14 protein-coding genes are annotated in these 17,221 nt (G+C 72.8%); 13 read left to right on the plus strand and 1 reads right to left on the minus strand.

What is annotated here, in order from left to right; genetic code table 11:
* Positions 1-138: 138 nt before the first annotated feature.
* Genes ACGWYL_RS10890 through ACGWYL_RS10900 form a run of 3 tightly spaced genes read left to right on the plus strand, consistent with a single transcriptional unit; the run spans position 139 to position 3,756 of the window.
* Positions 139-1,065 (plus strand): ABC transporter permease, encoded by a 927-nt coding sequence (locus ACGWYL_RS10890; protein ID WP_179425476.1) that lies wholly within the window; start codon positions 139-141, stop codon positions 1,063-1,065.
* Positions 1,058-2,056 (plus strand): ABC transporter permease, encoded by a 999-nt coding sequence (locus tag ACGWYL_RS10895; protein ID WP_179425474.1) that lies wholly within the window; start codon positions 1,058-1,060, stop codon positions 2,054-2,056. The genes ACGWYL_RS10890 and ACGWYL_RS10895 overlap by 8 nt, the downstream gene beginning before the upstream one ends.
* Positions 2,053-3,756, plus strand: a complete 1,704-nt coding sequence (locus tag ACGWYL_RS10900) for a dipeptide ABC transporter ATP-binding protein (protein ID WP_395487164.1) — start codon at positions 2,053-2,055, stop codon at positions 3,754-3,756. The genes ACGWYL_RS10895 and ACGWYL_RS10900 overlap by 4 nt, the downstream gene beginning before the upstream one ends.
* Before the next feature lie 58 nt (positions 3,757-3,814).
* Here ACGWYL_RS10900 and ACGWYL_RS10905 read toward each other — a convergent pair whose 3' ends face one another.
* Entirely contained in the window at positions 3,815-4,441 is a 627-nt protein-coding gene (locus ACGWYL_RS10905) for a CPBP family intramembrane glutamic endopeptidase (RefSeq protein ID WP_395487165.1), read from the minus strand.
* Positions 4,442-4,560: 119 nt separating this feature from the next.
* On the opposite strand from ACGWYL_RS10905, the gene ACGWYL_RS10910 reads away from it, so the two are divergent.
* From ACGWYL_RS10910 to ACGWYL_RS10955, 10 genes are all read left to right on the plus strand, one after another.
* Positions 4,561-5,166, plus strand: a complete 606-nt coding sequence (locus ACGWYL_RS10910; RefSeq protein ID WP_179425468.1) for a TetR/AcrR family transcriptional regulator — start codon at positions 4,561-4,563, stop codon at positions 5,164-5,166.
* A gap of 31 nt (positions 5,167-5,197) precedes the next feature.
* Positions 5,198-5,869, plus strand: coding sequence for a hypothetical protein (locus tag ACGWYL_RS10915; protein WP_179425466.1), 672 nt, complete (start codon positions 5,198-5,200; stop codon positions 5,867-5,869).
* Positions 5,869-7,443: a DNA polymerase Y family protein gene (locus ACGWYL_RS10920; protein WP_395487166.1), complete on the plus strand. Its 1,575-nt coding sequence runs from the start codon at positions 5,869-5,871 to the stop codon at positions 7,441-7,443. Before ACGWYL_RS10915 ends, ACGWYL_RS10920 begins: the two co-directional genes overlap by 1 nt.
* Positions 7,444-7,533: 90 nt before the next feature.
* Positions 7,534-10,899, plus strand: coding sequence for an error-prone DNA polymerase (locus ACGWYL_RS10925; protein ID WP_395487167.1), 3,366 nt, complete (start codon positions 7,534-7,536; stop codon positions 10,897-10,899).
* Positions 10,900-10,920: 21 nt separating this feature from the next.
* Complete coding sequence (gene eis, locus ACGWYL_RS10930) at positions 10,921-11,808, plus strand: enhanced intracellular survival protein Eis (RefSeq protein WP_395487168.1); 888 nt, start codon at positions 10,921-10,923, stop codon at positions 11,806-11,808.
* A gap of 72 nt (positions 11,809-11,880) precedes the next feature.
* Complete coding sequence (locus tag ACGWYL_RS10935) at positions 11,881-12,522, plus strand: NUDIX domain-containing protein (protein WP_269306211.1); 642 nt, start codon at positions 11,881-11,883, stop codon at positions 12,520-12,522.
* Positions 12,519-13,763, plus strand: coding sequence for a quinolinate synthase NadA (gene nadA, locus ACGWYL_RS10940; RefSeq protein WP_395487169.1), 1,245 nt, complete (start codon positions 12,519-12,521; stop codon positions 13,761-13,763). Before ACGWYL_RS10935 ends, nadA begins: the two co-directional genes overlap by 4 nt.
* Entirely contained in the window at positions 13,763-15,280 is a 1,518-nt protein-coding gene (gene nadB, locus ACGWYL_RS10945) for an L-aspartate oxidase (protein ID WP_395487170.1), read from the plus strand. Before nadA ends, nadB begins: the two co-directional genes overlap by 1 nt.
* Positions 15,273-16,109 carry a carboxylating nicotinate-nucleotide diphosphorylase gene (gene nadC, locus ACGWYL_RS10950; protein ID WP_269306217.1) on the plus strand — a complete coding sequence of 279 codons (837 nt, stop codon included), beginning with the start codon at positions 15,273-15,275 and terminating at the stop codon, positions 16,107-16,109. The genes nadB and nadC overlap by 8 nt, the downstream gene beginning before the upstream one ends.
* Positions 16,106-17,221, plus strand: a complete 1,116-nt coding sequence (locus ACGWYL_RS10955) for a cysteine desulfurase family protein (RefSeq protein ID WP_395487171.1) — start codon at positions 16,106-16,108, stop codon at positions 17,219-17,221. The genes nadC and ACGWYL_RS10955 overlap by 4 nt, the downstream gene beginning before the upstream one ends.

Raw genomic sequence — 17,221 nt, forward strand, 5'->3', positions numbered from 1 at the left:
GGGAGGGGGGGCGGCACCGACCCGGGGCCGCCCCACACTCATGACCGAACGCACCCCGTGCCCGCGCTCGATCCGTGGGCACGCGGGTACGCTTAATCGACGCACGGGACGACCCTCGTGCCCCGGAGGTAGCTAACAATGTGGTGGTACATCGGCCGGCGAATCCTGCAGGCCATCCCCGTGCTGCTCGGGTCCACGTTCCTGATCTACGCCATGGTCTTCGCCATGCCGGGAGATCCGATCGTGGCCCTGTTCGGCGAGAAGCCCGTCTCGGAAGCGGTTCGCTCCCAGATCGAGCAGCAGTACAACCTCGACAAGCCGTTCCTGGTGCAGTGGCTGCTGTTCCTGGGCAACGCCGCTCAGGGTGACCTCGGCGTCTCCTTCTCGGGACGTCCCGTCAGCGAGCTGCTCGCCGAGACGATCCCGGTGACCTTCAAGCTCGCGCTGATGGCGCTGGTCATCGAGGGCGTGCTCGGCATCGCCGCCGGCTTCTACGCCGGCCTCAAGCGCGGCAAGCTCTTCGACTCCACGATGCTCGTGGCCTCGCTGCTCGTCATCGCCGTCCCGATCTTCGTCTTCGGCTTCACGATGCAGCTGATCTTCGGTGTGAAGCTCGGCTGGGCACCGGTCACCGTCGGCGGAGACGCCAGCTGGGACCGCCTGATCATCCCGGCATTCGTGCTGGGACTCGTGTCCTTCGCGTACGTCCTACGCCTCACCCGCACCTCCGTGGTCGAGAACCTCACGGCCGACCACGTGCGCACCGCTCGCGCCAAGGGCCTCACCGACGGCCAGGTCAACCGCCGTCACGTCCTGCGCAACTCGCTCATCCCCGTCGTCACCTACCTCGGCGCCGATCTCGGCACGCTGATGGCCGGCGCGATCGTGACGGAGGGCATCTTCAACATCCCGGGCCTGGGCAACCTGGCCTTCCGCGCCATCCAGCAGAAGGAGGGCCCCACGATCGTCTCGGTCGTGACGGTGATGGTCCTCATCTACGTCGTCATGAGCCTCATCGTCGACCTTCTGTACGCCTGGCTCGACCCGAGGATCCGCTATGCCTGAGTTCCCCACCGACATCCCCCCGAAGGCCCTGCCGGGCCAGGAGCGCTTCGTCGCCGCCGTCGAGCTGACGCCGCTGGCCGAGACGGGCTCCTTCGACGACAGCCGCAGCCCCGAGAGCCAGTGGAAGGAGGCGTGGAAGCGCCTCCGCAAGAACTGGATCTTCTGGGTCTCGGTCGTCATCCTGACGATCGTCACGATCGTCGTGCTCTTCCCGCAGCTGTTCACCGACGTCGACCCGACCCGCGCCGACCTGAGCCGCAGCCTCGAGGGCCCCAGCGAGGGTCACATCGCCGGCTTCGACAAGCAGGGCTACGACGTCTTCGCCCGCACGATCTACGGCGCCCGCGCCTCGGTGCTGGTGGGCGTGCTGTGCACCATCGTGGTGACGGTCCCGGGCGTGATCTTCGGAGCCATGGCCGGCTTCTTCGGTGGCTGGTCCGACACGATCATCTCCCGCGTCGCCGACGTCTTCTTCGCGATCCCGCTGCTGCTGGGCGCGCTGGTCGGCCTGTCGATCATCAACAACCTGTGGCCCGACCGCGGCTACTGGGGCTTCATCCTCACCGTGGTGTTCGCCCTCGCGGCGTTCGGCTGGCCACAGGTGCTGCGCATCTCGCGTGGTGCCGTGCTGGAGGTCAAGAACCTCGAGTTCGTCGACGCCGCCCGCGCGATCGGCAAGACCCGCCGCGCGAACCTGTGGGGCCACGTGGTGCCGAACTCGCTGGCACCGGTGATCGTGCTGGCGACGGTGTCGCTGGGCGTCTACATCGTGGCCGAGGCGACGCTGTCGTTCCTGGGCCTGGGCCTGCCGACCAGCATCGTCTCGTGGGGCAACGACATCTCCGCGGCCCAGAACCAGGTGCGCTCCGGTCAGCGCCTCGGCGTCATGTTCTGGCCCGCCTCGGCGCTGGCACTGACCTCGCTGGGATTCATCCTGCTGGGCGACGCCGTGAGCGACGCCCTCGATCCGAAGTCGAGGAACCGCGCATGACGACACCGCTGCTGGAGGTCATCGACCTCGACGTCGCGTTCCGCCAGGGCAAGGAGGTCATCCCGGCCGTCCGTGGTGCGAACCTCACCGTCTACCCGGGCCAGACCGTCGCCATCGTGGGCGAGTCCGGATCGGGCAAGTCCACCACCGCGCACGCCATCATCGACCTGCTGCCCGGCACGGGTCACGTCACCGGCGGCTCGATCCTGTTCGACGGGAACGACGTCGCGAAGGCGAACAAGAAGGACATCCTGGCGCTGCGCGGCTCGCGCATCGGCCTGGTGCCCCAGGACCCGATGAGCAACCTGAACCCGCTCGTCAAGGTCGGCAAGCAGATCGCCGAGGTCCTCGTGGCCAACGAGGTGGTCAAGGGCGCCGACGTCGAGCGCCGCGTCGTCGAGCTGCTCGAGGAGGCGGGCCTGCCCGACGCCGAGCAGCGCGCGAAGCAGTACCCGCACGAGTTCAGCGGCGGCATGCGCCAGCGCGCGCTCATCGCGATGGGCCTGGCCGCGCGGCCGAAGCTGCTCATTGCCGACGAGCCCACCAGCGCGCTCGACGTGACGGTCCAGAAGCAGATCCTGGACCACCTCGACCAGCTGACCGCCGATCTGGGCACCGCCGTGCTGCTGATCACCCACGACCTCGGCCTGGCCGCCGAGCGCGCCGACCACCTGGTCGTCATGTACAAGGGCCAGGTCGTCGAGTCGGGCCCGGCGCTGGAGATCCTCCAGGAGCCGCAGCACCCGTACTCCAAGCGCCTCATCTCCAGCGCCCCGTCGCTGGCCTCCCAGCGGCTGCTGTCCCAGCAGCGCGCCGAGGTCCGCGAGCACGCGCAGGAGGTCGCCGAGGAGCTCGCGGAGGGGGTCGCGCAGGCCGAGGTCGAGTTCGGCTCGGGCACCGACATCGTGCTGGAGGCCAAGCACCTCACGAAGGTCTTCAACATCCCCGGCTCGGCCCCGTGGCGCAAGAACGACTTCGTCGCCGTCGACGACGTGTCGTTCCAGCTGCGTCGCGGCACCACCACGGCGATCGTGGGCGAGTCCGGCTCGGGCAAGTCCACCGTCGCGCGGATGGTGCTCGACCTGCTCGAGCCCACCACGGGCTCGGTGGAGTTCGACGGCGTCGACATCTCCACCCTGCGCACCAAGAAGCAGCAGCTGGCCCTGCGCCGGCAGATGCAGCCGGTGTTCCAGAACCCGTACGCCTCGCTGGATCCGCAGTACACGATCTTCCGGGCGATCGAGGAGCCGCTGCTCACGCACGACATCGGCTCCAAGGCCGAGCGAGAGGCGCGGGTCCGCGACCTGCTCCAGAAGGTCTCGCTGCCCTGGACGGTCGCGCGCCGGTTCCCCAACGAGCTGTCCGGCGGCCAGCGTCAGCGCGTCGCCATCGCGCGCGCCCTGGCCCTGCAGCCCGAGGTGGTCATCCTGGACGAGGCCGTCAGCGCGCTCGACGTGCTGGTCCAGGCGCAGATCCTGTCGCTGCTGGCCGACCTGCAGGCCGAGCTGGGCCTGTCGTACCTGTTCATCACCCACGACCTCGCCGTCGTGCGCCAGATCGCCGACGACGTGCTGGTGATGGAGAAGGGCAAGCTGGTCGAGCACGCCTCGGTCGACGAGGTCTACAGCAACCCCAAGCAGGCGTACACGCGCCGACTGCTCGACGCGATCCCCGGCGGGTCGATCGAGCTCTCGCGCTGATCGCTCGAGGCTGAGGGCGGGTCGTCCCACGGGACGGCCCGCCCTTCGTCGTTCTCGGTCAGCCGGCGAGCCGCTGGCCGATCGTGGGGATCAGGATCGGCAGGTTGACGCCCAGGTGCAGCAGCATGCAGGCGGGCAGGTTGCGCGTGATGGCGTAGAGGACGTAGATCGCGACCGTGCCCGCGCCGGCGGTCCAGAGCCACGGCAGGCCGAAGAAGGCCACGTGGGGCGCCACGAACAGCGGGACCGTGAGCGCGAAGGCGATCGTGCGCCGTCCGGTCAGCTCGCTGAGTCGCTCGATCGGATAGCCGCGGCACAGGATCTCCTCGAAGACCGCGGCCGAGACGACGAGGGCCAGGACGACGGCGACCGGCTGCGCCGTGAGGGTCGCCGTGCCGTCGTCGGCCGGTGGTGGCCAGAGGGTGAGGACGACCCACTGCCACGTCATGGCGATCCCGAACAGGTACATCGCCCACTCGAGGTCCTTGGCCCGCGGGCGCGAGATGCCGAGGGAGGCCAGCGGGCGTCGCTCGACGACCAGGACGTGGGCGAGCAGGACGGTGACGGCCAGCGCGTTCCAGACGATGGACGAGGCGGGCCCGTCGACGCCCGGCGAGAGGCCGGCCGCGCGGCCCAGCGGGGGCAGCCACATCGGGGCGTAGGCGATGGCCAGCCCGACTCCCACGACCAGCCAGGGCAGTGGACCCGGGGGCCGGGCGGGCGAGGAGGCGGGGGAGGGCGTCCGATCATTCATAGAGTAGCCACTCTAGAGTGTTTGCTCTATCCATGCCCTAGAGTGCGGACGTGCCTCGATCCGTGGACCCCCAGCGCCATGGCGCGCGTCGTGCCGTCATCGTCGCCGCCGCGGCGGCCCAGTTCGCCCAGCTCGGCTACGACCGTGCGACGACGGCCGGCATCTGCCGGGCCGCCGGCATCTCGTCCGGCACGTTCTTCCACTACTTCCCCAGCAAGCTCGACGTCCTGGTGGCGGTCCTGACGACCGAGCTCGAGAGCCTGCGCGAGTCGCTGGAGCAGGTGGCCCGCGAGGCGTCGGGGCTGGCGGCGGTCCTGGCCCATGCCGCGAGGATCGAGGCGGAGATGGCCGACGACTCGTACGTCACGTTCGTGAACGGCCTGCTGGGCGTGGTCGGGGAGCCCGAGGTCGCCGCGGCGCTCGCCGCCGAGAGCGAGATGGTCGAGCGGTTCCTCGCCGAGCACCTGGGGCGCGGCCGCCGCGACGGCGACGTGCGCGAGGATGTGGATCTGGCGGACCTGGTGACGTGGGTCGGCTGGCTCGTGGACGGGGCGTCCCAGGGGGCCCTCCAGCGGCCGACGGGCGCGGCGTCGCCGCTGGCGGCGGCGATCCTGGCACTCGTCGCGACACGCCCGGGAGTGCTCGAACCGGATTGACTGATTCGAACAGGTGTTCGATGATGGGAGGGTGAGCTCCGCCGTCCCCACCGCCACCCTGGTCGATGACCTGCGGGCCACGATCGGGCGGATGCAGGGACGTCCGTCGGTGCTCTCGATGGCCACGCATCCGGCGCTCAGCGGTCTGCTCGCGCTGCAGCCCGGCGGCAGCTACGCGGTCGACTCCACCAGCCTGGCGCTGCTGCTCATGGCGGGTCCGTCGCGCGACGGCGCCTGGTCGGCGATCGTCGGCAGCGACCGAGTGGGCTTCGAGGCCGCCGCCGCGATGGGGGTCGACCTCGACCGCACCGTCTGGGTGCCCGACGCGGGCGCCGACCCGGCCTCGGTGCTGGGCGCGCTGGTCGACGCGGTGGGCGTGGTCATGGTCGACCGGGTCAGCCTGCCCGAGCGCGAGGTCGCGCGGCTGCGGGCCCGGCTGCACCGGCGGCAGGCCGTGCTCGTGGCCGTGGGGGACTGGCCGCGGGTCGACGCCCGGCTGCGCCTGAGCGACGCGGTCTGGGCGGGTCCGCAGGACGGCCACGGTCACCTCGTCGCGCGCCAGGTCACGGTCGAGGTCGAGCGCGGGGGCCGCGTCGCGGGCACGCGTCGGCTGTGGCTGCCCAGCCGTGACGCGCGGGTGGCCCCGGTGGGCGTGTCCGTCGCCGACGCTCGTCGTGGCGCGATGGAGCAGGTGGCGGGCTGATGCGCACGATGGTGGTGTGGGTGCCCGACTGGCCCGCGCTGGTCCAGCTGGCCGACCACGTCGAGGCCGCCCGTGGGGGCGCGGCCGAGCCGTCCGACGCGTTGGCCGTCCTGGAGAAGGGCGTCGTGCTGGCCTGCACGCCGGCCGCCCGCGCGCAGGGGGTCCGGCGCGGGATGCGCCGCCGCGACGCGCAGTCGCGCTGCCCCGACCTCGTGGTGAGCGACCACCGTCCCGAGGCCGACGCGAAGGCGTTCGAGCAGGTCGTCACCACGCTCGAGGAGCTCAGCCCCGGCGTGGCGCCGCTGCGCCCGGGCCTGTGCGCGCTCACCGTCCCCGACCGGTACTACGGGGGCGAGCCCGAGGCCGTCGCGGTGATGGCCGAGGCGCTCGTGGGCCTGGGCGTGTGGGACGTGCGGTTCGGTATCGCCGACGGGGTCTTCGTCGCCGAGCTGGCCGCCCGCCAGGCCCCGGCCCAGGACAGCGTGATCGTGGCGGCCGGCGGGAACGTCGACTTCCTGCGCGACCTGCCCGTCGAGGTGCTCGAGGTGCCCGACCCGGCCGGCACGTCCGCGCCCGGCCTCGACCTCGTCACGGTGCTGCGGCGGCTGGGGATCCGTCGCGTGGGGGAGTTCGCGGCGCTGGCCGGCTCCGACGTGCTCGCGCGGTTCGGCGCGCACGGCGCGCTGCTGCACCGGTGGGCCCGCGGCGAGGAGGTCCGCCAGATCTCGCGCCGCACCCCGCCGGCCGAGCTGACGGCGTCGGTGGCGTTCGAGCCGCCGCTCGAGCGCGCCGACGCGGTGGTGTTCAGCGCCCGCCAGACCGTGGAGGACTTCGTCCGGCGGCTCGACCGCGCGGGGCTGGTGTGCGCCACGCTGCGGATCGAGGTCGACGCCGAGGTCGCGGGGGAGTCTCGGGTCTCCAGTCGGCTGTGGCGCCACCCTCGCTGGTTCGGCTCGGGCGACGTGCTCGACCGGCTGCGCTGGCAGCTGTCCGCCGACCCGCCCGGAGGTCCCGTGGCGGCGGTGCGGTGCGTCCCGGTCGAGGTCGAGCCCCTCGGCGAGCACGCCGAGAGCCTGTTCGGCGGCGGTCCCGACGACCAGGTCGAGCGGTCGGTGGCGCGCGTGCAGGCGCTCGTCGGGCCCGAGGGGGTCCGCTCGGTGGGGGTGCAGGGCGGTCGTGGTCCGTCCGACCGGCGGCTCTCCGCCGCGTGGGGCGAGCGTGCCGTCGTGCAGCGCCCGCTCGACCGGCCGTGGCCCGGCAGCGTGCCGGCGCCTGCGCCCGCCACGGTGTTCGCCGAGCCGGCGCCCGCCCAGGTCGTGGGCGCCGAGGGGATGCCGGTCAGCGTCAGCGGCCGCGGTGGGCTGTCGGGGCGACCCGCCCGCTTCCGGGCCGGTGCCGACCTGGCCTGGCAGCCCGTCGCGGCGTGGGCCGGTCCGTGGCCCGTGGACGAGCACTGGTGGGACGAGGCCTCCGCCCGTCGCGTCGCCCGCTTCCAGGTGGTCGGCGTCGACGGCAGCGCCTGGCTCATGGTCGTCGAGAACGGCCGCTGGTGGACCGAGGCCCGCTATGACTGAGCCGACCGCAGCCCTGGGCGTGACGTTCGCGGGGTCGTTCACGGCGTGTCGACCCCATGAACGTCACGGCCAGCGCTCCGGGGGGTCCTGATGGGCTGGAACAACCCCGACATCTCGTGGCGCGAGCTGGAGGCGCGGCTCTCGGGGCGGTGGCGCGATCCCGCGCAGCCGCTGCCCGACGGCGGCGACGGGCCGGCGTTCTCGCGCAAGCGCGGCGCCTACGAGGCCGCCGAGCTGCCCGAGGCGCCCGGCGCGGTCGTGCCCTACGCCGAGCTGCACTGCCACAGCAACCACAGCTTCCTCGACGGCGCGAGCCACCCCGAGGAGCTCGTGCGCGAGGCGAAGGCGCTGGGCCTGTCCGCGCTCGCCCTGACCGACCACGACGGCTTCAGCGGCGCCGCCCGGTTCGCCGAGGCGGCCCAGCTGCACGGGCTCCGCACGGTCTACGGCGCCGAGCTGTCGCTGGGCCTGTCCGGCCCGCAGAACGGCGTCCCCGACCCCGAGGGCGACCACCTGCTCGTGCTGGCCCGCGGCGTCGAGGGCTACCACGCGCTGGCCGCGGCGATCACCGAGGCGAACCTCGCCGGCACCCAGAAGGGCCAGCCGGTCTACGACCTGCGCGAGCTCGCCGAGCGGGGCCGCGACCGGTGGGTCGTGCTCACCGGCTGCCGCAAGGGCTGGGCGCGCCGCGAGGGGATCGCGGGTCTGCGCCGCCTGGTCGACCTCTTCGGCGCCGAGCACGTCGTGGTCGAGCTGACCGACCACGGCGGGCCCGGCGACGGTCCCGCCAACGACGCGCTCGCCGGCTGGGCCGCCGACCTCGGCCTGCCCACCGTCGCCACCGGCAACGTCCACGCCGCCCGGCCGGCCGATGCCCGGCTGGCCCAGGCGTTCGCCGCGGTGCGGGCGCGCCGCAGCCTCGCCGAGCTCGACGGCTGGCTCGCGCCGCCGCCGTTCCTGCGCTCGGGCGCCGAGATGGCCCAGCGGTTCGCCCGCTGGCCCGGGTCGGTGGCGCGCTCGGTCGAGATCGCCGACGCCTGCGCCTTCGACCTGCGCAAGGCCTCGCCGCGGCTGCCCAAGCAGGAGGTCCCCGAGGGCCACACGCCGATGAGCTGGCTGCGCGAGCTCGTGCGCCGGGGCGCCGACCGGCTCTACGCCGACATGCGCGACGAGGCCGAGCAGCGGCTCCAGCGCGAGCTCGCCGTCATCGAGGACAAGGACTTCGCCGGCTACTTCCTCATCGTCCACGACATCGTCGCGTTCGCCCGCGGCCGCGGCATCCTGTGCCAGGGTCGCGGCTCGGCCGCGAACTCGGCGGTCTGCTACGCCCTGGAGATCACCGCGGTCGACTCGATCACCTACGGCCTGCCGTTCGAGCGCTTCCTGTCGGCCACCCGCGACGAGGAGCCCGACATCGACGTGGACTTCGACTCCGAACGGCGCGAGGAGGTGATCCAGTGGGTCTACGAGAAGTACGGCCGCCGCAACGCCGCCCAGGTCTGCAACGTCATCAGCTATCGCCCGAAGTCGGCGGTGCGCGACATGGCCAAGGCGCTGGGGTACTCCGTCGGCCAGCAGGACGCGTGGAGCAAGCGCATCGACTCGTGGTCCTCGGTCCGCACCGACGTCCCCGAGGCCGAGGCGATCCCCGAGCCGGTCGTGCGACTGGCCGAGCAGGCGATGAAGTCGCCGCGGCACCTGGGCATCCACTCCGGCGGCATGGTGCTCACCGAGCGCCCCGTCGGCGAGGTCGTGCCGATCGAGCGCGCCCGGATGGAGAACCGCACCGTGCTGCAGTGGGACAAGGACGACTGCGCCTACATGGGCCTGGTCAAGTTCGACCTGCTCGGCCTGGGCATGCTCGGCGCGATCCAGCACACCTTCGACATCGTCGAGGAGCGCGTCGGCGAGCGCTGGACCCTGGCCACGATGCCCAAGGAGGAGCAGGGCGTCTACGACATGCTGTGCCGCGCCGACTCGATCGGCGTGTTCCAGGTCGAGAGCCGCGCCCAGGTCGGCACGCTGCCGCGGCTGCGACCGCGCCGGTTCTACGAGCTCGTCATCGAGATCGCGCTGATCCGGCCCGGACCCATCCAGGGCGGCGCCGTGCACCCCTACATCCGGCGCAAGCTCGGCGAGGAGCCGATCACCTACCCGCACCCCGTGCTCGAGCCGGTGCTGGAGCGCACGCTGGGGGTCCCGCTGTTCCAGGAGCAGCTCATGCAGATCGCGATGGTCCTCGGTGGCTGCACGGGCGACGAGGCCGACCTGCTGCGCCGGGCGATGGGCTCCAAGCGCGGCGTCGAGAAGATCGACCGGCTGCGCGACCAGCTCTACCGGGGGATGGCCGAGAAGGGCATCACCGGCGACCTCGCCGACGACATCTACGGCCGGATCCAGGCGTTCGCGAACTTCGGGTTCGCCGAGAGCCACGCGATCAGCTTCGCGCTGCTGGTCTACGCCAGCAGCTGGCTCAAGCTGCACCACCCGGCCGCGTTCCTGGCCGGACTGCTGCGGGCGCAGCCGATGGGCTTCTACTCGCCGCAGTCGCTCGTGGCCGACGCGCGGCGCCACGGGGTCGAGGTGCGCCGACCCGACATCGTGCGGTCGGGCGTCCACGCCGACCTCGAGCCGACCGGCGACCGCACGGGCCCTTCGGGGCGGGCGTCCTGCGCGCAGGCCCAGCAGCCACCGGTGGGGGAGTTCGACGCCGCAGCGGCCCCCGACCACGCCGACCACCGTCGCGACGGCCACCACGCGGTGCGGCTGGGGCTGACCTCGGTGCAGGGCATCGGCACGGCCGACGCCGAGCGGATCGTGGCGGCGCGGGCGGAGCGGCCGTTCGCCGACATGGCCGACGTGGTGCGCCGCTGCGGCCTCACCCGTGCGCAGCAGGAGCAGCTGGCCACGGCGGGCGCCTTCGACGACTTCGGCCTGACCCGCCGCCAGGCGATCTGGAACGCGGGCTACACCGACGGCCAGGACCGGCTGCCCGGCACGGCCATCGTGGCGCCACCGCCGATGCTGCCGGGGATGAGCGACGTCGAGCTGACCCTGGCCGACCTCGAGTCCACGAAGATCTCGCCGAGCGAGCATCCGTTCGAGCACCTGCGCCCGATGCTGCAGGAGCAGGGGATCCTCGCCGTCGGGGGACTGCTGCACCACGAGCCCGATCGGCGGGTGCGGGTGGCGGGGCTCATCACGCACCGCCAGCGGCCGTACACCGCCGGCGGCGTCACCTTCCTCAACCTCGAGGACGAGACCGGGATGCTCAACGTGGTCGTGTTCGACGCGGTCTGGCAGCGGCACCGCGCCGTGGCGCGCTCCAGCGCCGCCGTGGTGATCCGGGGTCGTCTCGAGCACCAGCAGGGCGCGGTCAACCTGGTGGCCGAGACCCTCGAGCGCCTCATCGACCCCGCCGTCCCGCGCGGCCACCGCTCCCGCGACTACCGCTGAGGGATCGCCTACGGTCGGTCCATGGAGATCCGCAGACTGACCGAGGCCGACCGCGACGCGCTCATCGCCGTGAGGCTGCCGGCGTTCGGGTCGGGCCGGCTTCCGAACGACCGCGTCGAGCACCCGGCGTACGAGCGGTGGGGGCTGTTCGTCGACGGGCAGCTCGCGGCCACCGCGTCGCGCAAACCCTATGCCTCGTGGTTCGCCGGTCGCGCGGTGCCCACGTGCGGCATCGGCGGCGTCGCCATCGCGCCGGAGCACCGCGGTCGCGGCCTGCTGCGCTTCCTCATCGAGCGCCTGCACGAGTCGGCCCGCTCGCAGGGTGATGTCATCGGCACGCTGTTCGCCAGCTCGCCCGGCATCTACCGGAGCCTCGGCTACCGCACGGTGGGCGCGATGGACACGATCGAGGTCCCGACGACGGCGCTCCACCGCTTCGAGCGCACCCGGGAGCTGCGCCGCGCGACCGCCGGCGACCTGCCCACGCTCAAGCGCCTGTACGCCGACTGGGCGCGGCAGCAGGACGGCCCGCTCACGCGCGAGTCGGCCGAGTTCGACGACGACGCCTGGCTGCACGACGCCACCGGCGTGACGCTCGCCCTCGACGAGGACGGCTCGGCGGTCGCGTACGCGGCGTGGAACCGTTCGCCGGGGGAGGGCGAGGGTGCGTACGTCGAGGTCGAGGACATGGTCTGGGCCGACGACGCGGCGCGCGACTCGCTGTTCTGGATGCTCGGCACGTTCTCGACCGTGGTCCCCGCGGTCCGCTTCGACACGTCCGGCACCGAGCTGACCGACGTGCTCACCGAGCACCGGGTCCTGGAGCACCGCCCCTACGACCTCGCGGTGCTGCAGCCCGGCTCCTTCGAGGCACCGACCGCGCCCGTCATCATCCGCGACTACTTCTGAGACGGGTCGCACTTAGTGTTGACATGACCTTAACCACCCCTTAGTGTCGCGGTGACCCTAAGGAGGTGCGCGATGGAGCAGCGAATCGAGCTGGCCGTGTCGACCGTGATCTTCGCGCTGCGCCCGCACCCCACCACCGGCTGCGACACGCTGTGGCTGCCGCTGGTCCGCCGCATCCGCGACCCGTTCCTCGGCCAGTGGGCGCTGCCCGGCGGTCCGCTGGAGCCCGCGCAGGACCTCGACACCTCCGCGCGCGGCACCCTGATGCGCACCACCGGCCTCGAGCCGGCCCACCTCGAGCAGCTCTACAGCTTCGGCGGCATCGACCGCTCGCCCGACCGTGTCGTCTCGATCGTCTACTGGGCACTCGTGCGCCCCGACGAGGACGCCCGCGCGATCGACGGCGAGAACGTCGAGTGGTTCGTCGCCGACGAGGTGCCGCGGCTGGCCTTCGACCACAACCTCATCGTCGAGTACGCCCTCAGCCGGCTGCGCGCCAAGATCACCTACTCCGACATCGCGCATGCGTTCACGGGCGAGGAGTTCACGATCGCCCAGCTGCGCGAGGTGCACGAGGCCGTCCGCCAGGTCCGCCTCGACCCCGCCAACTTCCGACGCCAGACCCTCGCGCGCCCGCGCATCGTCGCCACGGGCCGTCACGTCACCGGCACCAGCCACCGACCCCCGGCCCTCTACCGACTGGAGACAACATGACCCTCTCGATCAACGACCTCATCGTGTCGGCGCCGGGCAGCAGCTGCGACGCCGACCTGGCGAAGCAGCCGTGGGAGTTCGACCGGATGCCCGGCTACGGCCCCGGCGCGTCCGAGACCGACGTGATCCCCGCTCCGGTCACGCGTCCCGGTCAGCTGCCCGCGGCGTACCAGCGCATGGACGAGGCCGAGCTGCACGCGCGGATCCGGGCCGCCAAGGCCACGCTCGGCGATCGCCTCGTGATCCTCGGGCACTTCTACCAGCGCGACGAGGTCGTCCAGTACGCCGACTTCGTGGGCGACTCGTTCCAGCTGGCCAACGCCGCGCTGACCCGTCCCGACGCCGAGGCCATCGTCTTCTGCGGCGTCCACTTCATGGCCGAGACCGCCGACATCCTGGCCCGGCCCGAGCAGCGGGTCATCCTGCCCAACCTCGCCGCGGGCTGCTCGATGGCCGACATGGCCGACGAGGACTCGGTCGAGGCCGCCTGGGAGGCGCTGACCGAGTTCTACGGCGACGACGACACCGTGCCCGTCACGTACATGAACTCCTCGGCCGCGCTCAAGGCGTTCTGCGGCCGTCACGGCGGCATCGTCTGCACGTCGTCGAACGCCTCCACCGTGCTGGAGTGGGCGTTCGAGCAGGGTCGCCGGGTGCTCTTCTTCCCCGACCAGCACCTCGGTCGCAACACCGGCAAGGCGATGGGCGTACCGCTGGAGCAGATGCCGATGATCAACCCGCGCCGGCCCGACCTCGGTGTCGAGCCCGATGTCCTGCGCGACGCCCGCGTGCTCCTGTGGCCGGGCTTCTGCTCGGTGCACAAGCGGTTCACCGTGGCGCAGATCGAGCAGGCGCGCGCCCAGTACCCCGGCGTGCGCGTCATCGTGCACCCCGAGAGCCCCATGGCCGTGGTCGACGCCGCCGACGCCGCGGGCTCCACCGACGCGATCAAGAAGTTCGTGGCGGCGGCGCCGGCCGGCTCCGTGGTCGCGATCGGCACCGAGATCAACCTCGTGAACCGGCTCGCCGCCGAGAACCCCGACAAGATGATCTTCTGCCTCGACCCGGTCGTGTGCCCGTGCTCGACGATGTACCGGATCCACCCCGGCTACCTCGCGTGGGTGCTCGACGGCCTCGTCGAGGGCGAGGTCCGCAACGAGATCGTCGTGGACGACGACGTCGCCGTCCACGCCAAGGTCGCCCTCGAGCGGATGCTCGCGGCCCTGCCGAAGGACGCCTGATGGTGCACGTCGTCGTGGTGGGCAGCGGCGTCGCGGGACTCACCACGGCCCTCGACCTCGTCTCGCGTCCCGGCGTCGAGGTCACGCTCGTCGCCAAGGCCCGGCTCGACCAGTCCAACACCGCGGTCGCCCAGGGCGGGATCGCCGTGGTGACCTCGCCCGAGGACACCGTCGCCTCGCACGTGGCCGACACGCTCGCCGCCGGGGCGGGCCTGTGCGCCCAGGACGCGGTCGAGGTGCTGTGCGGGCACGGCCCGTCCGCGGTCGCCACGCTGATCCGCCGCGGCGTGCCGTTCGACCGGGTCGGCGGACGCATCGCGCTCGGCCTCGAGGCGGCGCACTCGCACCAGCGGATCCTGCACTCCGGCGGCGACGCCACGGGTGCGGCGATCGCCACGGCGCTGATCGGGCGCCTCGCCACCAGCGGGATCACGGTCCGCGAGAACACCACGGTCGTTGACGTCGTCCTCGAGGGCGGTCGTGCCCGAGGCGTCCGTCTGCTCGACGGTGAGGAGCTGCCCGCCGACGCCGTCGTGCTCGCCACCGGCGGCGCTGGCCAGCTCTTCCCCTGCACCACGAACCCCGCGGTCGCCACGGCCGACGGCGTCGCGATCGCGCTGCGCGCCGGCGCCGTGGTGGCCGACCTCGAGTTCGTCCAGTTCCACCCCACGTCGCTGGCCACGCCGGGAAACCACCTCGTGTCCGAGGCGGTACGCGGCGAGGGTGCCGTCCTGGTCGACGAGGCCGGCCACCGGTTCATGACCGACCTGCACCCCGACGCCGAGCTCGCGCCGCGCGACGTCGTGGCGCGCGGGATCGCCGAGCGGATGCGCGCCCAGGGCGGCACTCCCGTGCGGCTCGACGCCACGGCGCTGGGCGCGCGCTTCCTCGCCGAGCGCTTCCCGACGATCGACGCCGTCGTCCGATCACAGGGGCTCGACTGGTCCCGCGATCCGATCGCCGTCACGCCCGCCGCGCACTACGCGATGGGCGGCGTCCGCACCGACCTCTCGGGCCGCACCAACGTGCCCGGCCTCTACGCCGTCGGCGAGGTCGCCTGCACGGGTCTCCACGGCGCCAACCGGCTCGCGTCGAACTCGCTGCTCGAGGGCGCCGTCTACGGCACCCGGGTGGCCGACGCGATTCTCAGCCGCCCCTTTGGCGCGCACGCCGACTTCGACGACTCCTGGGGGGCGCCGCTCGGGCTGGACGTCCGCGCCGGTGACGAGGCGTTCGGACGCACCGACCTCCAGCAGCTGATGTGGGACGCCGCGGGACTGGCGCGCGACCGTGCCGGCCTCGAGGAGGCGGCGGCGGTGCTGGCCGGCTGGGCGCCCCCCGCTCCGATCGACGCGAAGTCCGCCGAGGACGCCAACCTGTGGTGGGTCGCGCGCGCCGTGGTGGCCAGCGCGCTCGCCCGAGAGGAGTCGCGCGGCGGGCACTTCCGCCGCGACGTCCCCGAGGCTGCGCCGGGACCGGTCCGGCACTCCACGCTCACGGCGGTGCACCATGCTTGAGCGCCGCCAGATCCTCCGCGTGGTCGAGATGGCCCTCGACGAGGACGCGCCCCATGGCGACCTCACCTCCGAGGTCTTCGTGCCGCGCGACGCCGTCGCCACCGCCGACCTCGTCGCCCGAGAGCCCGGTGTCCTCGCCGGTGCCGAGGTCGTCGAGGTCGCCTTCACCGCGATCGACCCGGCCGTCGAGGTCGAGGTGCTGGTCGCCGACGGCCACCGGTTCGCGGCGGGGGAGAAGCTGGGCACGATCCGCGGCAACGCTCGCGCCGTGCTGCGCGGCGAGCGCATCGCCCTCAACCTCGTCCAGCGGATGTGCGGCATCGCCACGCTGACGGCGGCCTATGTGGAAGCGGCCGGACCGTCCGTGCGCGTCGCCGACACCCGCAAGACCACGCCGGGCCTGCGCGCGCTCGAGCGGCACGCCGTGCGCTGCGGGGGCGGCCACAACCACCGCTTCAGCCTGTCCGACGCGGTGATGGCCAAGGACAACCACCTGGCCCTCGTCGACGACATCACCGCCGCCATCCGGTCGGCGCGCGAGCAGCTCCCGCACACGACCCACCTCGAGGTGGAGGTCGACCGCCTCGACCAGATCGAGCCCGTGCTGGCCGGCGGCGTGGACACGATCATGCTCGACAACTTCAGCCTCGACGACCTGCGTGCGGGCGTCGAGCTGGTCGCCGGCCGAGCGCTCGTCGAGGCGTCCGGGGGAGTGGACCTCACGACCATCGGGGCGATCGCCGCCACGGGCGTCGACGTCGTCAGCGTGGGCGCGCTGACCCACTCGGTGCGCAACCTCGACCTCGGCCTGGACGTGCGGCTCTCGTGATCTACCTCGACCACGCCGCCACCTCGCCCGTCCGGCGCGAGGTGCTCGAGGCGATGTGGCCGTACCTCACGCGCGACTTCGGCAACCCCGCGAGCCACCACGAGCCGGGCGCGGTCGCGCGACAGGCGCTCGACGACGCCCGGCGCCGGGTCGCCGGCGTGCTGGGCGCGCGCGCCGGTGAGGTCACGTTCTGCAGCGGCGGCACCGAGTCGGACAACACGGCGATCAAGGGCATCGCGCTCGCGGCGCCTCGCGGGCGGCACGTGGTGGTGAGCGCGGTCGAGCACCCGGCGGTGCTCGAGTCGGCCGAGTGGCTCGGACGCCTCGGCTTCGACGTCACGGTGCTCCCGGTGGACCGCGACGGCACGGTCGCGCCGCAGACCCTCGCCGACGCGCTGCGCGACGACACCACGCTCGTCAGCATCCAGCACGCGAACAACGAGGTCGGCACGATCCAGCCGATCGCCGCGCTCGCGGGCCTTGCCGCCGAGCGCGGCGTGCCGTTCCACACCGACGCGGTGCAGGCGGCGGGCTGGCTCGACCTCGACGTGAGCACGTCGGGCGTCACGGCGCTGAGCCTCAGCGGTCACAAGCTCGGTACGCCCAAGGGCGTCGGCGTGCTGTGGGTCCAGCGTCGTCAGCCGTGGGAGCCGCTCGTGCACGGCGGGGGACAGCAGGACGGCCGTCGCTCGGGCACCGAGGACGTGGCCGGAGCCGTCGGGCTGGCCACCGCCCTCGAGCTGGGCCACGGCGACCCGCAGGTCGTCACCGAACGGCGCGACCGGTTCGTCGGCCTGGTCGAGCGGCTCGTCCCCGGCGCGAAGCTCACGGGTCACCGCACGCATCGCCTGCCCGGGCATGTCTCGTTCGTGCTGACCCGCACGCCGCGCAGTGGCGAGTCGATCCTCGTCGACCTCGATGCGCGCGGCATCGTGTCGTCCAGCGGGTCCGCCTGCGCCGCCGGCAGCGACGAGCCCAGCCACGTGCTCACCGCGATGGGCTACGACCGCGAGACGGCGCAGACCGCCGTGCGGTTCACCTTCGACGACTCGGTCGACGACGCGACCTTGGAGCAGGTGGCGCGTGAGCTCGCGCAGGTGACGACGGGCTGA

Origin of the sequence: Aeromicrobium sp. JJY06 (assembly GCF_044069275.1) — a bacterium.
Taxonomy (GTDB): domain Bacteria; phylum Actinomycetota; class Actinomycetes; order Propionibacteriales; family Nocardioidaceae; genus Aeromicrobium; species Aeromicrobium tamlense.

Coding starts and splice junctions, on each gene's coding strand:
- ACGWYL_RS10890 (WP_179425476.1), top strand. CDS start 139: ATGTGGTGGTACATCGGCCGGCGAATCCTGCAGGCCATCCCCGTGCTG.
- ACGWYL_RS10895 (WP_179425474.1), top strand. CDS start 1,058: ATGCCTGAGTTCCCCACCGACATCCCCCCGAAGGCCCTGCCGGGCCAG.
- ACGWYL_RS10900 (WP_395487164.1), top strand. CDS start 2,053: ATGACGACACCGCTGCTGGAGGTCATCGACCTCGACGTCGCGTTCCGC.
- ACGWYL_RS10920 (WP_395487166.1), top strand. CDS start 5,869: ATGCGCACGATGGTGGTGTGGGTGCCCGACTGGCCCGCGCTGGTCCAG.
- ACGWYL_RS10925 (WP_395487167.1), top strand. CDS start 7,534: ATGGGCTGGAACAACCCCGACATCTCGTGGCGCGAGCTGGAGGCGCGG.
- eis (WP_395487168.1), top strand. CDS start 10,921: ATGGAGATCCGCAGACTGACCGAGGCCGACCGCGACGCGCTCATCGCC.
- ACGWYL_RS10935 (WP_269306211.1), top strand. CDS start 11,881: ATGGAGCAGCGAATCGAGCTGGCCGTGTCGACCGTGATCTTCGCGCTG.
- nadA (WP_395487169.1), top strand. CDS start 12,519: ATGACCCTCTCGATCAACGACCTCATCGTGTCGGCGCCGGGCAGCAGC.
- nadB (WP_395487170.1), top strand. CDS start 13,763: ATGGTGCACGTCGTCGTGGTGGGCAGCGGCGTCGCGGGACTCACCACG.
- nadC (WP_269306217.1), top strand. CDS start 15,273: ATGCTTGAGCGCCGCCAGATCCTCCGCGTGGTCGAGATGGCCCTCGAC.